The following is a 14897-nucleotide window of genomic DNA, read 5'->3' as shown; positions in this document are numbered from 1 at the left end:
CGTCAGGCCGAGGCGAGCCAGCGGTGCAGGGTGGCCGCGCCGTCCCGGATCTTGGTCAGCTCGACGTGCTCGTCCTTGTGGTGGGCCAGGTTCGGGTCACCGGGTCCGAAGTTGAGCGCCGGGATCCCCATGGCCGCGAACCGGGCCACGTCCGTCCAGCCGAGCTTGCCGATCGGCGCCGCACCGACCGCGGTCAGGAACTCCTGCGCGGCCGGGTTGTCCAGCCCGGGGGCCGCGCCGGCCGCCGCGTCGGTGACCCGCAGGTCGAAGCCGGCGAACACCTCGCGCAGGTGGGCCTCCGCGCCGGCCGGGTCGCGGTCCGGGGCGTACCGGTAGTTGAGCTCGATCTCGCAGAGGTCGGGGATCACGTTGCCGGCCACCCCGCCGTGGATCCCTGTCGCGTTGAGTCCCTCGCGGTAGTCGCAGCCCTCGATGGTCACCCGACGGGCCTCGTACGCGCCGAGGCGGCGCAGCACCTCCCCGGCGCCGTGGATGGCGTTCACCCCGTGCCAGGACCGGGCCGCGTGGGCCCGCTCGCCGCGCGTGCTGACGATCGCCCGCATGGTCCCCTGGCAGCCCGCCTCGACAATCCCGTAGGTGGGCTCCAGCAGCACCGCGAAGTCGGCCTCCAGCCACTCCGGGTGGGTCTCCCCCACCAGCGTGAGGCCGTTGTAGCGCGACTCGATCTCCTCGGCCTCGTAGAAGAGGTAGGTGACGTCGTAGCGCGGGTCGGGCAGCGACACGGCCAGGTGCAGCGCGAACGCCACCCCGGACTTCATGTCCGAGGTGCCGCAGCCGTACATCAGGTCGCCGCGCATGGTGGACGGGAAGTTGCCGTTGAGCGGGACGGTGTCCAGGTGGCCGGCGAGCACCACCCGCTGTGCCCGGCCCAGCTCGGTGCGGGCCATCAGCGTGTTCGAGTGCCGATAGGTGCGCAGGTGCGGTACGCCACGCAGCACCTCCTCGACGCAGTCGGTGATCGCCTTCTCGTTGAGGGACACCGACTCGATGTCGACCAGGGCACGGGTCAGCGCCACCGGATCGGCCAGGACCTCGGGGGTCAACGGGTTCTGCATGTCTCGCACGGTACCGTCATCCTCGGTGGGTGCGAGGCACACGTTGCGCGCCCGCGGCCGCGAGCAGCGGCGGACGCCGCCGCCGGAGCAGAAGGGTGACACCGTGACGTCCGCACCATCCGCCTGGGGCATCGGCCTGGCCACCGTCACCGCCGACGACCAGGTGCTCGACACCTGGTACCCGACCGGCAAGCTCGGTCTCGGCGAGTTGCCCCTGGTGCCCGGGGAGGACCAGGCCGACGTGCTGGACCTGCCGCCCGGCGCGATCGGCGAGCGGGCGCTGCCCGGCCTGCGCACCGTCGAGGTGACCACGGTGATCGGCTCGCTGGACGACCCGATCAAGGACGCCGCCGACGCGTACCTGCGGTTGCACCTGCTCTCCCACCGCCTGGTGCGGCCCAACGAGCTGAACCTCGACGGCGTCTTCGGCAAGCTGGCAAACGTGGCCTGGACCTCGGCCGGGCCGTGCCCGCCGGAGCGGGTGGACGAGCTGCGCGTCATCGAGCGGGCCGCCGGCCGCCACCTGGCCGTCTACGGGGTGGACAAGTTCCCCCGGATGACCGACTACGTGGTGCCCTCGGGGGTGCGCATCGCCGACGCGGACCGGGTCCGGCTCGGCGCGCACCTGGCCGCCGGCACCACCGTGATGCACGAGGGCTTCTGCAACTTCAACGCCGGCACGCTGGGCACCTCGATGGTCGAGGGGCGGATCGTGCAGGGCGTGGTGGTGGGCGACGGCTCCGACGTCGGCGCCGGGGCCTCGATCATGGGCACGCTGTCCGGCGGTGGCACCGACAAGGTGCGCATCGGCGAGCGCAGCCTGGTCGGCGCGAACGCCGGCATCGGCATCTCACTCGGCGACGACTGCGTGGTGGAGGCGGGCTGCTACGTCACCGCCGGTTCCAAGGTCACCCTGCCGGACGGCCGGGTGGTCAAGGCGCGCGAGCTGTCCGGCGTGGACGGGCTGCTGTTCTGGCGCAACTCGGTCACCGGCGCGCTAGAGGCGCGGCCGCGCACCGGCCGGGGCATCGAGCTGAACGCCGCTCTGCACGCCAACGACTGACGTTCGCCGCGAACCGGGACGACACTGACGTCCCGTCCGGGTCCGCGGTCTGATCGCCGCGGACCCGGACGGTCCGGCTCACCGCAGGCGGTACGCCTGGATGATCCGCTGGGTCACCGTGTTGCCGGCGTCGTCGCGGGCGGCCGCCCGCAGCGACACGTGGCCGGGCCCGGCCGGGTGCCGGACCGTGGCGGCCCAGCCGGCGCCCTGCTTCTTCAGCTCCGCCTTGCGCCAGGTCTTCCCGCCGTCGTAGGAGACGTCGACGGTGAGCGCCACCACCTTGCCGGCCGGCGCGCCGGGCTGGCGTTGCACCGCGACCGGGACGGTGAACGTCCGGCCGGCCGGCGCGGTGCCGTCCACCGAGAGCGGCGGGGCGAACCGGACCGCCATCGCCGGCAGCCGGGCCGGCTCGTCACCCGGCACCCGCTTGGAGCGGAACGTCCAGCTCGCCGCGACCTCGGTGCTCAGGTCGGTGAAGCTGCGCGTCGCCAGCGTGTCGACCCGGTAGTTCGCGACGCCCGACGGCACCTCGAACTCGCCGTACCCCGGTGCGTCGACCTCGGCGACCAGCTTGCCGTTGCGGTAGAGCGCGGTGCGTGCGGTGTCGGTGAGCGAACCGCCCGAGTGCCCGGCCGCGTCGCTGAAGACCGGCAGCGCGACCACCACCCGGTTCCCGGCGCGGGTGATGCCCTGCTCCGGCCAGCGTGGCTGCGGGAACGACGGGCCGTACGGCGCGTTGTTCCAGTTCTCGGTGTAGTGGTGGCCGGCCCGGTAGCGGATCGGCCCGTCCTCCAGGATGGCCTGGTAGTCGAGCCAGCCGTCGGGCGTCCGCGTGCCGAAGTCCAGCTCGACGTTCCAGCGGGTGCGGGCGGTGTTGAGGTGCTCGACGCGCTTCCCCGGCACCTGGACCGGCAGGATGATCGCCGAGGCGCCCAGGTTGTAGTCGGGTTCCGGGTAGACGATCCGCTCGTTCTCCAGGCCCGGGTAGCCGTTGGCGAACCGGCTCGTCACGTGGGCCAGGTCTGCCGGCTGGTAGTGCCGGACGAAACCGGTCGGGAACCGGCCGGGGAACACCTCGCTCAGCCCGTAGAAGTAGGGGCTGCGTTCCGGCGCCTTCACGTCGGCCCACTGGCTGGCCAGCGATCCGACAAAGAGCTTGTCGGACACGGTGCGTCCGAGCTGGGCCGAGTAGAGGCCGTCGAAGCTGTCCGTCCAGAGCCCGAAGCCGGCCTGGAACTCGTCGCTGAACCAGGTGGCCCCGAAGTCGATCAGCAGCGGCGCCGCGCCGCGCTGCGGCACGGTGCTGCGGACCGGCTTTGCCCGCCGGGCGTCCAGGTCGAGGCGCTGGTTGCTCTTCACCACCAGCTCCGGCTGGGTCAGCAGGGAGATCTCCGTCCAGCGCTCCTCGTCGCTCACGAAGAGCAGGCTCTGCACGCCGTACCGGCCCTTGGGCACCCGGATGGTGGCCGTCCCGTCGGCGTCGATCACGTCCCGGGTCGCGCCGTCGTCGAGCCCGAGCAGGGTGGTGTAGAAGTCACCGGTGAGCGCGCCGGACCGGTTGCGGTGGGTGATGGTCAGGTCGTAGCTCTCCACCTCGCGGTTGACCGCCAGCGGGGTCACCGCGACGGTGTCGCCAGACCGGGCGGTCAGCCGGCCGGTCCAGTAGCCGTCGACGCCGAGCCGGGTGTCCACCACGACGGTTACCTGGGCGGTGCCGCCGGCCGGGACGGTGAGCCGGGTCGCGCTGAGGGTGATCATGCCGGCCGGCGCGGACCGCCCGCCCGGGCCGGTGAACCCGGCGCCCAGGTCGAGCGTGAGCGCGGCGGCACCGCTGTTGCGGTAGGTGACGGTCTTGCTGATCGGCTTGTCGTCGGAGTGCGGCCAGAGGGCGGTGCCGAAGGAAACCGACGGCGGTTCGCTGGTCACCTGCTCGGTGATCGCGTGAGCCACGTCGACCCGGCCGGCGCCCTGCTGGAACGCGGTCTGGTCGGGGTGCGGCCGGGCCGAGGCCATCAGCGTGGCCTTGTAGCGGCCGGCGTTCCAACCGGGGTGCTGCTGGGCGATCAACGCCACCGCGCCGGCCACGTGCGGGGCCGCCATCGAGGTGCCGGAGAGGGCGACGTACTTGTCCCCCACCGGGTCGCCGATCTGGCCGTGGGCGGCCCTGGCGGCCACGATGTCCACACCCGGTGCGGTGATGTCCGGCTTGATGGCCCCGTCGCCGACGCGCGGCCCGCGGCTGGAGAAGTCGGCCAGCTCGTCGTTCCGGTCGACGGCGCCGACCGACAGCGCGGCGTCGGCCGTGGACGGCGAGCCGACCGAGCCGTCGGCGCCGTCGTTGCCGGCGGAGATCACGAAGAGCGTTCCGGTCTGCGCGGTGAGCGTCTCGACCGCCTGCTCCAGCGGGTCGACCTCCGGGGTGTCCCATCCGCCCAGGCTCATGTTGATCACGGTGGCGTGCTGCTCGGCGGCGGCCCACTGCATGCCGGCCAGGATCGCCGAGTCGGTGCAGCCGAACTCCTCGCAGACCTTCCCGGACAGCAGCGTGGCGTCCGGGGCGACGCCCCGGTACGTGCCGCCCGAGGCGGCGCCGCTGCCGGCGATGATGGAGGCGACATGGGTGCCGTGCCCGACGATGTCGTCCGGGTTCGCCTCCTCGCTGAAGTTGCGCGACTCGGCGACCTTGCCGGCCAGGTCCGGGTGGGTGAGGTCGACGCCGGTGTCGAGCACCGCGACCTTCACCCCCTTGCCGGTCCAGCCGGCGGCCCAGGCGGCCGGCGCGCCGATCTGCGGCACGCTGTGGTCCAGTGTGAGCTGCCGCCGGCCGTCCAGCCAGATCCGGTCGACACCCCCCGCCGCGTCGAGCCGGGCTCCGGAGCGGTCCGCGCCGACGGCCCGCCAGAGCGCGCCCGCGTCGGACTTGGCCGCGGTGAGCGCCGCGCCGCCGATCGCCGGCAGGTCGCGGGTCACCCGGGTGCCGGCGAGCGGGGCCGCCGCCCGCCGGGCCACCCCCGGGCGGTACGACACCAGCAGCGGCGTGCTGTCGCGGTGCGCGTCGTCGTAGCCGGCCGCGATCAGCCCGGTGACGTTGAACAGGCGCGGGTCGAGCCGGCCGGAGCGGACCAGTGGCAGCGCGTCCTGGGGGACCACGCTCAGGCCGGTCTTCTCGCGGCGCACCAGGAACTGGAGCTCGGCGCGCCCGGCGCCGGGGCGTACCGCCGCGCGGTTGCCGTCGGCGACGGTGACCTGGTCGCCGGTGATCAGGGTGACGGTGGTGGGACGGCTGGCCGGCCCGGTGCGGGCGGGCGTGCCGGTCGGGGCCGCCGGGGCGGCGGCGTGTGCGGGCACCGGCAGGCCGAGTGCCAGGCCCAGGGTGAGGCCGAGTGCGGCCAGTTTTCTGCGGTTCCGGGGCAACCTTTTCTCCTCCGTGCGGCGTCATCATCGATGAGAGACACATCGACGCGGGTTATCAGAATTACATACCGGGTATGCAACGGGAAGTCACCATTCCGACGCAATCGGTTCCATCCCACCGGTCGAACCCGGGATGATCCCCCGATGACCTCCATGAAGGACCGGATGCTGGCCGGCGAGCCGTACCTCGCCGACGACCCCGCGATCGCCGCCGACCTGGACCGCGCCGCCCGGCTCACCGAACGCTTCAACCGCAGCTCCGCCGACGACCCGCAGGGGCGCGTCGCCGCGCTGCGGGAACTGCTCGGCACGCTCGGCGAGGACGCCTGGGTCCGGCCGCCCTTCCACTGCGACTACGGCTACCAGACCCACATCGGGCCCCGCAGCTTCGTCAACTTCAACGCGGTCTTCCTCGACGTCGCCCGGATCACCATCGGCGCGGACGTCCAGATCGGACCGAACGTGCAACTGCTCACCGCCACCCACCCGGTGGAGCCCGAGGCCCGGCGGGCCAAGTGGGAGGCGGCCCAGCCGATCACCATCGGCGACAACGTCTGGCTCGGCGGCGGCGCGATCGTCCTCGCCGGGGTGAGCATCGGCGACAACACGGTGGTCGGCGCCGGCGCGGTGGTGACCCGCGACCTGCCCGCCAACGTGGTGGCGGTGGGTAGCCCCGCCCGCCCGGTCAAAACCCTCGAATAGCCTCCTGAGCTGCGGAAACAATTCCTTCAGGGGATGCGGATTCCGTACCCAGCATGCACTCTGGGTAGTGAACTGCACACGCTGGGAGGGCAGAGATGGTACGCGTGCTGGAACTACGGGTGCACGGAGTGTCCAACACTCCGCCCGATCAGTTGCTCGGCCTCGCCCCCGAACCCCACGTCGCTCGGCCGGAGTTGATCGCGGGCGGCCCGGTAACCGGGTTCTACCGCTCGACCACCGCCGTCGGCGAGGACCCGATCAACGTCGAGGCTTACAGCTGGGGAAAGTTGACCTCCGGCGCGCGGACCAGGCGAGACATCGAACGTGCGCTGTGGACATCGCTGCTGCCCTTCGCGCTCGCGAACGTGGCACTGCACGCCCGCTCGGGTATCCCGGCGGACCCTGACCGGGAGCGCTGGGCAAGCCGGTCCGGCATAACCGCCTGGCTCGTGCGGCTGTTCTGCCTGAGCCTTACCTGCACCCTCATCATGGCCGTGACCGGAGTCGGTGTGGATCTCATCGGCTGGCAATGCGTGGGACGGGACTGCCTTGGCCAGATCCCAGGCGACTGGGCCTTCCTCACCAACAATTGGTGGCGTCAGGACACCAGGGCGCTCGCACTCGGCCTCCTGCTGCCGCTGCTGGTGCTGGCAGGACTCGGCGCCCTAGCCTGGCGCACGTATCAGTACGAGGCAGAGATGCCGGCGGAGCCTCCAGCCGGCCCCAACGCCGACGACGAAGGCCCGGACGACCATGCGGGACCGTTGACCAACCCGTTGCAGGACCCGACCTTCTGGAACGGAGAAGGGCAGCTCCGGCGGGCTGCCGTCCTGCACCTGTGCACCGGCGCCGTGACAGCGGCCGCGGTGCCGGTCACCGCAGTGCTCCTGATGGATCCACCACGAGGGGCGCGCGCACTGATCGCCGCCCCCACCGTCCTCTTGTTCGTCGCCGTGGCGGTAATCGCCGTGATCGCGTTGGGTCGGCCCTGGTTGACGAGGCGACAGGGCGCCACGCCCCTGGGACGGTGGAGCGCCACAATCGCCGTCCTCACTGCGTTCTCGCTGGTTGGCACCTTTCTGCTCCTCCTACTGCCGGACGGCCCCGCAGGACAACCACTCTCTGTCTATCGGCCGCCAATCGGGTGCGTGACAGACCCGCACATCGTGGGATGCCGGGTCGACAGGTCGCTACCCGGCTTCGATACCGCCGTCGCCTGGCTTGCCACCTATCAGGTGTTGCTCCTGCTGACGATCGGCGCCGTCAACAGATCCGGCCGCCGCGCCCTCGCCAGCTCGATAATCGCGGCCCTGCTCCTGCCACTTGGAGTGATCTGGATCGAGCGTGGGCTGCCGGGTATCGTCGCCGCACCATCTGGCCTGCGAACCTGGATGTTGATCGGGCCGGCCCTTCTGATTGCCGCCGTCGGCTTGCTCTTGCCGCGAACCCGCGCCCCGGCACCGAGTCAGCCCCTGGGTCCGCACACCGACCTCGCCTGGGGTGGTTGTGCCCCGGCGGTGCTCGCCGGGCTGAGTTGGATGATCGCTGTCGCCTACTGCGCCGGCCTCCTCTACTGGGTCAGCGATCGGTTGGACATCCGGGCGGACCCATCAGGGGCAAGCCGGGTAGTACCCCCGCTCGGAGTCTTCTGGGCAGGCTTGGCCTGTGTGATCGGGCTGGTCGCTCTGCTGGCGCTCCTGGTCCGAGCCGCCGTCCTGCTACGACGGCTCCGGCGAGTTGAATACGCACGCCTGGCCGCAGCTCCCGGGCTCTCAGCACACGATCTGCGCCGCTGCCGTGATGTCAGCACATTCCGCGCACTGCACCGGCTGATTGGAGAGCACGCGCTCCGACTGGTCGGTCAGTTCGTCACCGTCGCCGCCGCGTTGGTAGCCCTCTGCTGTGCCGCCGCGTTGTCCCGTAGCAGGCCAAGCCCCCTCTCCCCCGACGGCTGGCAAGTAGTCGTCCACTGGGCGGCCGACCGCGGCGACGTGGTCCTCGGCTGCCTGCCACTCGTGATGAGCGCGCTGGGGATGCTGGTCTATCGAGTGGATGCGGTACGCCGATCCGTCGGGGTGATCTGGGACGTTTGCACGTTCTGGCCGCGGGCCGCACATCCGCTCGCCCCGCCCAGCTACGCCGAGCGGGCCGTGCCGGAACTCCAGACCCGGGTGGCCGGCCTGCTGGCGCTGCCGCCGCACCACCCGGACCGGATGGACGGCCTGATCCTCTCCGGGCACAGCCAGGGCACCCTCATCTGCGCTGCGGTGCTACTGCAACTGCCCCGCCGGTGGCGCGGAAGGACCTGGTTCTTCTCCTACGGCTGCCAGCTCACCCGGCTCTACGGCCGGGTCTTCCCGTCCTATTTCGGGCCGGAGCGGCTGCGCACGTTGGCTCGGGCGGTCACCTGGCCCGGCGGGCACGTTGCCTGGACCAACTTCTGGCGGGACACCGACCCGCTCGGCTGGCAGGTCAGTGCCGGCGAGCGGGACGTACCGGTGATCGACCCGGAGGCGCTTCACCCCTCCGGCGGGGAGGTGGCCGACCCGCCCATCCGCAATCACAGGGGCTATCCGGACGCCGTCGAGTTTGCCCGCGAGAGGGCCGTAGTGGCACGCCTACTGCGACGCAGCGTGCCCTCGCCGCGCCCCGGATCCGGTTGACCGCGGCCCCGACCTTGGGACCGCACGCCTGCCGGTCAGCCCGCGGGCGGCTCGGCCAGCCGGACCACCAGGTCGGCGTGCGCGGCGGTGCCGGTGACCAGCCGGGCGTTCTCCTCGTCGCTGCCGAGCGCCCAGGCGCGGGCCTGCTCCGGCGACTTCCCGTAGGCCTCGTGCCGGGCGGTCAGGCGGCGCAGCCGCAGCTCGGCGTCCAGGTCGAGGAACCACGCCTGGTGCAGCAGCGAACGCACCTCCTCCCACGGGTCGTCCCGCAGCAGCAGGTAGTTGCCCTCGGTGACGACCAGCCGCACCTCGGGTGGCACCTCGATCGCGCCGGCCACCGGCTCCTCCAGGTCACGGCGGAACTCCGGCGCCCACACCGAGGTCGGCTCCAGCCGCCGCAGCCGGCGCAGGGTGGCGACGAAGCCGTTCACGTCGAACGTGTCCGGCGCGCCCTTGCGGGCCGCCCGGCCGAGCCGGGCCAGCGCCGAGCCGGCCAGGTGGAAGCCGTCCATCGGCACCAGCCGGGCGGACGGGCCGACCTCGGCGACGACCCGTTCCGCCAGGGTGGACTTGCCCGCGCCCGGCGCGCCGGCGATGCCGAGAAGCTGCCGCGGGCCGTCCTCGGCGAGCGCCCGGGCCCGGGCGACCAGCTCGTCCAGCGCGAGCACCTCGGCCGGCGGCATCAGCCGAGCACCGGTTCGCTGATGGTGAACCGCGCCTCGACCGCCGCCTGCACCGACTGCGGCGCCGGGTCCAGCTCCAGCTCCGGCACGGACTCGCCGGACCGGGCGTACGCCGCCTTGGCGAGCATCGGCGGGGCCGCGGTCAGGCCGGTGTCGGCCAGCTCGCGCAGCGCGGTGACGCGGGCGCCGAGCGCCTCGGCGTACTCCCGGGCGCGGGCCAGCGCGTCGGCGATCGCGGCGTGCCGCGCCTCCCGGTACGCCGGGCTGTCCGGCCGCAGCGCCCACACCGGACCGGCCACCTCCACCTGCTCCTGGTCGGCCAGACGGAGCATCAGCTCACCGAGCGAGGTGAAGTCGGTGACCGTCACCGTGGTGCCGACGCTGCCCTGCCAGGCCACCACGCGGTCACCCGACCGCTTCGTCACCGGCCAGACGTTGACCTGGCCGGTCTCCCGCCGGTCCACCGCCGGCTCGGCCGCGTCGAGCAGCGCCCGCACCGCGGCGGCCCGTTCGGCCAGCCGGGTCAGCGTGGTCTCCCGGTCCCGGTCCCGGACGGTCGCGGTCACCGTGAACCGGGCCAGCTCGGGAGGGACCTCCCGGTAGGCCTCGCCGCGTACCGCCACGACCGGTGCGTCCGCCATGCCGCTCAGCCTAACGGCGGGGCGCCCGGCAGGTGCGCGGTGTATCCGACCGCGTCTCCGGCCACCCGGCACCCGGTAAGGTGGCCCCCCGCCGCGCCCACCTCGCGCAGGTAGGCCAGCTCGACCGCGGGGTCGGCGCCGGCCGGGAACTCCCGCCGGTGCGTGGTGAACGCGCGACCCCGCAGCGCCTCCCGCGCCGTGCGCGCCTCGGCCAGCCGGCCGGCCAGCGCCCCGGCGTCACCGGCACGCAGCGCGCCGGCCAGCTCGTCCAGGAAGACGCCCACCTCGGCCAACTCGGCCAGCACCCGGTCCCGGTTGCCGAGCAGCATGTTCGCGGTCCGCTCGGGCGGCCCCCCGGCGACCCGGGTCCCGTCGGAGAAGCTGCCGGCGGCCAGCGCCAGCACCGCGTCCCGCACCGTCGAGCGCTGCACCGTGCCGGCCAGCGCGCCGGCCAGCAGGTGCGGCAGGTGCGAGGCGAGCGCGGCGGCGGCGTCGTGCTCCGGGGCCGACATCGGCACCACCCGGGCGTGGAAGACGTCGACGAGCAACGCGGCGAGCCGCCGGAACGCGTGCACCCCGGTCGGGCCCGGGCAGAGCACCCAGGCCGCGCCGTCGAGCAGCTCCGGACCGGCCGCGCCCAGGCCCGCCCGGTCGGCGCCGGCCATCGGATGACCCGGGACGAACCGGCGCCCCAGCCCCTGCGCGGTGGCGGCGGTGGTCACCTCCGCCTTGACGCTGCCCACGTCGGTCAGCACGCACCGGTCGTCGGTGGCGGCGGCCACCCGGGCCAGCATGGCGGGCAACGTGGGCAGCGGGCCGCAGACGAACACCACGTCCCGGCCGTCGACCGCCGCCTCGACCGCGTCGGGGGCCGCCACGCCCCGCTGGGACACCTGCCGCCGGGCCGCCGGGTCCGGGTCCCAGGCGGCCACGTCCAGCCCGGCGTCGCGGAGCCGGAGCAGCACCGAGCCGCCGATCAGGCCGGTGCCGACCACCGCCGCGCGTGCCAGCCCGCCGGCCTCGCCCACCATCGATCCACCTCGGCGTCCGCGTCGTCGGCGGAGCCCGGGCGGCCCCGCGGGAAGTCCCGCCGAGAATATCGCCCCTCCCCCACGAGGTCCGGACGTAAGGCGGGGCCCTTCTTGACACCCGGGCGTTAAGAAGGGGCCCCGCCTCTACCGGAAGCGTTAAAAGGGGGCCCCGCCTTAACGGATCGTCGGTGGAGATCGATTCGGCCGGACGGTGGATGTCCCCGCGGGACCCGCGTCGTACGGTCCCCCGGCGGCTCGACCGGAATCACCCGGTGCGGGCCTTTCGGAACGGGGGAAGACCAATGTCCGCGACGTACCGGGCGCTCGCCTCGGTGGTCATGTTGATCGGTTTCTACGTCGTCGCGCTGCTCCAGCTCGCCGCCGTGGTCGCGCTCGGGGTCTGGCTGTTCGGCCACACCAACGGCGTGGTCACCGGAAAGCTGCTGCTGCCACTGGTGGTCGCGCTGGGCGCGGTGGGCGTCGGGATGTGGAAAGCGATCCGTACGAAGAACGAGCCGGCGCCCGGCCTGGTCCTGGACGAGCGGGCGGCGCCCCGCCTCTGGGCCACGGTGCGCGAGCTGGCCGCCGCGGTCGGCACCCGGGCGCCGGACGAGATCCGGCTGGTCCCCGAGGTGAACGCGGCGGTCGGCGAGCAGAGCCGGCTGCTCGGACTCGTCGGCGGCCGGCGCACGCTCTACGTCGGGCTGCCGCTGCTGCAGGCGATGCGGACCGACCAGCTCCGCTCGGTGCTCGCGCACGAGCTGGGCCACTACTCCGGCCGGCACACCCGCCTGGGCGGGGTGGCCTACCGGGGTCGGCTGGCCATCGGGGAGACGATCGAGCGGATCAGCCCGCGCAACCCGATCGGCTGGGTGTTCAAGGGCTACGCGCTGCTCTACCTGATGGTGGACAACGCCGCCTCGCGCCGTCAGGAGCTGGAGGCGGACCGCGCGTCGGTGGCGCTCGCCGGCACCGAGGCGGCCACCTCGGCGCTGCGTACGCTGCCGGCGCTGGACGCCGCCTGGGCCTTCTACATGCGCCGCTACGTCGAGTCGGGCTGGTCGGCCGGGCTCGCCCCGGACGACCTCTTCGGCGGCTTCGCGACGCTGCTCGACGCCCGCCGCGACGAGATCGACGCGCTGCGGGAGAACGCGCCGGACCGGGAGGCGTCCCGCTGGGACACCCACCCGCCGATCGGCGTACGGGTCGCCGCGATGACGGCCGCGCCCGCCACCGCGGTCGGCGCGGACGACCAGCCGGCGCGGACGCTGCTGGCCGACGTGGCCGGCGCCGGCCGCCAGCTCCAGTCGCTGGTGGTGGCGCACGGCTCCCGGCGGGTGCTGCCGTGGCCGGAGTTCGTCGCCGAGTCGGTGGCGGCCGACGTGCAGCGGCGGGCCGACGGCATCTACCGCGCGGCCGGCCGGTTCACCGGCACCCCCTCCCCCGGCCTGCCGACGGTGCTGGAGCTGGTCCGCTCCGGTCGGCTCGGCGAGTTCGCCGAGCAGTTCTTCGACGGCGCCACCCGCAAGGAGGCGGCGGCCGCCTTCGCCGGCCCGATGGAGACGCTGCTGGACAACGCGGCGGTCCGCTCCGGTCGGGCCCACTGGGAACTCTCCTGGACCGGCCCGGCGCGACTGGTCGGGCCGGGCGGCGAGCCCTGGGACCTGGCCGACGTGGCCAAGCTGGCGGTGGCACCGGCGAGCGTGGACGAGGCGCTGGCCCGGCTGGCCGAGCGGGGGGTCGACGTCGACGGCGCCACAGTGGTGCAGGCCCGCGCCTCGGCCCGGAACGCCGACCTGATCGGTGGGCTGGCCAACATCAAGATCGACGGCCGGGAGCACGACGTGCTGGTGCTCGACAACGGCCTGGTGCTGATCGCCGACCCGGGCAAGGCGGGCGAGGGCGAGAAGCGGCTCACCGCGCTCGTCGGCTCGGTGCCGGTCGCCGACCTGGCCGCCCGCCACCCCTACCTGCCGTACGAGGAGATCACCTCGGTGGAGGTGCGGCGGGAGGTGCCGCTGAAGGCCACGCTGACGCTGTTCGACGGCCGCACCGTGCAGATGCAGGAGCTGATGGCCAGCGAGTTCCTGGAGAAGCGCAGCCGGGACACGCTGCTGACGGTGTTCCGCCGGATCAACGGCTGAGCCACGCCGGCCGCCGTCCCCCGGTGCGGGGGCGGCGGCCGGCGGTCAGGACTCGGCGAGCCGCCCGGCCACCGCGTCGACGTGCGCGTCCGACTCGGTGAGCGCCACCCGCACGTGCCGGGCGCCGGCCGGGCCGTAGAAGACACCCGCGGCGACCAGGATGCCGCGCCGGGCCAGCCAGTCGACGGTGTCCCAGCAGTCCTCGTCGCGGGTCAGCCAGAGGTAGAGCCCGGCCTCGGAGTGCTCGACCGTGAAACCCGCGCCGGTGAACGCGGCCCGCAGCGTCTCCCGCCGGGCCCGGTAGCGCTCCCGCTGGGCGTCGGCGTGCGCCTGGTCGGCGAGCGCGGCCACCATGGCGGCCTGCACCGGGGCCGGCACGATCATGCCGGCGTGCTTGCGCACCTTGAGCAGCTCGGCCGTCAACGCCGGGTCGCCGGCCACGAAGCCGGCCCGGTAGCCGGCGAGGTTGGAGCGCTTGGAGAGCGAGTGCACCGCCAGCACGCCCGCGTACGACCCGCCGCAGACCTGCGGCGAGAGCACCGACACGGGTTCGGCGTCCCAGCCCAGCGGCAGGTAGCACTCGTCGCTGGCGACCACCGCGCCGCGCTCCCGCGCCCAGTCGACCACCTTGCGCAGGTGGGCGGCGGGCAGCACCCGACCGGTCGGGTTGCCCGGCGAGTTGACCCAGACCAGGCGGACCCGGGGGTCGGGGCCGAGCGCGGTGAGCGAGTCGGCGCGCACCACCGTGGCGCCGGCCAGCCGGGCCCCGTCCTCGTACGTCGGATAGGCGACCGACGGCACCACGACCACGTCACCGGGGCCCAGCCCCAGCAGCGTGGGCAGCCAGGCCACCAGCTCCTTGGAGCCGATCGTGGGCAGCACGCCCAGCCCGTCGACGCCCGCGCCGCAGGCACGGGCCACCCAGGCCGCGATGGCGTCCCGGAGGGCGGGCGTGCCCGCGGTCAGCGGATAGCCCGGCGCGTCCGACGCGTCGGCGAGCGCCTGCCGGATCAGCGGCGGCACCGGGTCGACAGGCGTACCCATGGAGAGGTTGATGAGACCACCCGGGTGCGCCGCGGCCGTGGCGGCCGCGGCGTCGAGCGTGTCCCAGGTGAACTCGGGCAGCCGTGCCGAGACCGGCGTGGGCCGGCTCAGTGGCCCTCGCCGCGCGGCGGCTGCGCGGCGACGAAGGTGGCGTCCTTCTCCACCTTGCCGATCTTCGAGGCGCCCCCGGGCGAGCCCAGGTCCTCGAAGAACTCGTAGTTGGCGCCGGTGTAGTCCTTCCACTGCTCCGGCACGTCGTCCTCGTAGAAGATCGCTTCCACCGGGCAGACCGGCTCGCAGGCACCACAGTCGACGCACTCGTCGGGGTGGATGTAGAGCATCCGGTTGCCCTCGTAGATGCAGTCGACCGGGCACTCCTCGATGCATGCCTTGTCGAGCACATCCACGCACGGCTCGGCGATGATGTAGGTCACCG

General features: G+C 73.5%; 11 protein-coding genes. 4 read left to right on the top strand and 7 right to left on the bottom strand.

What is annotated here, in order from left to right; genetic code table 11:
- Positions 1 to 2: 2 nt before the first annotated feature.
- Positions 3 to 1076 carry a succinyl-diaminopimelate desuccinylase gene (gene dapE / locus ACIA5A_RS02325; protein WP_396755563.1) on the bottom strand — a complete coding sequence of 358 codons (1074 nt, stop codon included), beginning with the start codon at positions 1074 to 1076 and terminating at the stop codon, positions 3 to 5.
- Between the two features lie 103 nt (positions 1077 to 1179).
- On the opposite strand from dapE, the gene dapD reads away from it, so the two are divergent.
- Positions 1180 to 2139: a 2,3,4,5-tetrahydropyridine-2,6-dicarboxylate N-succinyltransferase gene (dapD, locus tag ACIA5A_RS02320; RefSeq protein ID WP_396755841.1), complete on the top strand. Its 960-nt coding sequence runs from the start codon at positions 1180 to 1182 to the stop codon at positions 2137 to 2139.
- A gap of 78 nt (positions 2140 to 2217) precedes the next feature.
- Here the strand turns inward: dapD and ACIA5A_RS02315 are convergent, their stop codons facing one another.
- Positions 2218 to 5553, bottom strand: coding sequence for a S8 family serine peptidase (locus ACIA5A_RS02315; RefSeq protein WP_396755561.1), 3336 nt, complete (start codon positions 5551 to 5553; stop codon positions 2218 to 2220).
- A gap of 144 nt (positions 5554 to 5697) precedes the next feature.
- Here ACIA5A_RS02315 and ACIA5A_RS02310 point away from each other — a divergent pair, with 144 nt between their 5' ends.
- Together ACIA5A_RS02310 and ACIA5A_RS02305 are read left to right on the top strand one after the other, a co-directional pair.
- Positions 5698 to 6255, top strand: coding sequence for a sugar O-acetyltransferase (locus ACIA5A_RS02310; protein ID WP_396755559.1), 558 nt, complete (start codon positions 5698 to 5700; stop codon positions 6253 to 6255).
- Between the two features lie 95 nt (positions 6256 to 6350).
- Positions 6351 to 8918: a hypothetical protein gene (locus ACIA5A_RS02305; protein ID WP_396755558.1), complete on the top strand. Its 2568-nt coding sequence runs from the start codon at positions 6351 to 6353 to the stop codon at positions 8916 to 8918.
- Between the two features lie 35 nt (positions 8919 to 8953).
- Here ACIA5A_RS02305 and ACIA5A_RS02300 read toward each other — a convergent pair whose 3' ends face one another.
- Genes ACIA5A_RS02300 through ACIA5A_RS02290 form a run of 3 tightly spaced genes read right to left on the bottom strand, consistent with a single transcriptional unit; the run spans position 8954 to position 11273 of the window.
- Positions 8954 to 9601 carry a nucleoside/nucleotide kinase family protein gene (locus tag ACIA5A_RS02300; protein ID WP_396755556.1) on the bottom strand — a complete coding sequence of 216 codons (648 nt, stop codon included), beginning with the start codon at positions 9599 to 9601 and terminating at the stop codon, positions 8954 to 8956.
- Positions 9601 to 10242: an SIMPL domain-containing protein gene (locus ACIA5A_RS02295; protein ID WP_396755554.1), complete on the bottom strand. Its 642-nt coding sequence runs from the start codon at positions 10240 to 10242 to the stop codon at positions 9601 to 9603. Before ACIA5A_RS02295 ends, ACIA5A_RS02300 begins: the two co-directional genes overlap by 1 nt.
- 5 nt (positions 10243 to 10247) lie before the next feature.
- Positions 10248 to 11273, bottom strand: a complete 1026-nt coding sequence (locus ACIA5A_RS02290; protein ID WP_396755552.1) for a prephenate dehydrogenase — start codon at positions 11271 to 11273, stop codon at positions 10248 to 10250.
- 302 nt (positions 11274 to 11575) lie between these two features.
- On the opposite strand from ACIA5A_RS02290, the gene ACIA5A_RS02285 reads away from it, so the two are divergent.
- Positions 11576 to 13417 (top strand): M48 family metalloprotease, encoded by a 1842-nt coding sequence (locus ACIA5A_RS02285; RefSeq protein ID WP_396755550.1) that lies wholly within the window; start codon positions 11576 to 11578, stop codon positions 13415 to 13417.
- Positions 13418 to 13462: 45 nt separating this feature from the next.
- On the opposite strand, the gene dapC is transcribed toward ACIA5A_RS02285, so the two are convergent.
- Together dapC and fdxA are read right to left on the bottom strand one after the other, a co-directional pair.
- On the bottom strand, positions 13463 to 14572 hold the full coding sequence (gene dapC, locus ACIA5A_RS02280; RefSeq protein WP_396755839.1) for a succinyldiaminopimelate transaminase: 1110 nt from the start codon (positions 14570 to 14572) through the stop codon (positions 13463 to 13465).
- Positions 14569 to 14895, bottom strand: a complete 327-nt coding sequence (fdxA, locus tag ACIA5A_RS02275; protein WP_007464872.1) for a ferredoxin — start codon at positions 14893 to 14895, stop codon at positions 14569 to 14571. The genes dapC and fdxA overlap by 4 nt, the downstream gene beginning before the upstream one ends.
- Positions 14896 to 14897 lie beyond the last annotated feature (2 nt).

Source organism: Micromonospora sp. NPDC051300 (assembly GCF_044455315.1).
Taxonomy (GTDB): domain Bacteria; phylum Actinomycetota; class Actinomycetes; order Mycobacteriales; family Micromonosporaceae; genus Micromonospora; species Micromonospora robiginosa.
Note: the sequence above shows the minus strand (reverse complement) of the source record. Positions and strands in the feature narration are given on the sequence as shown.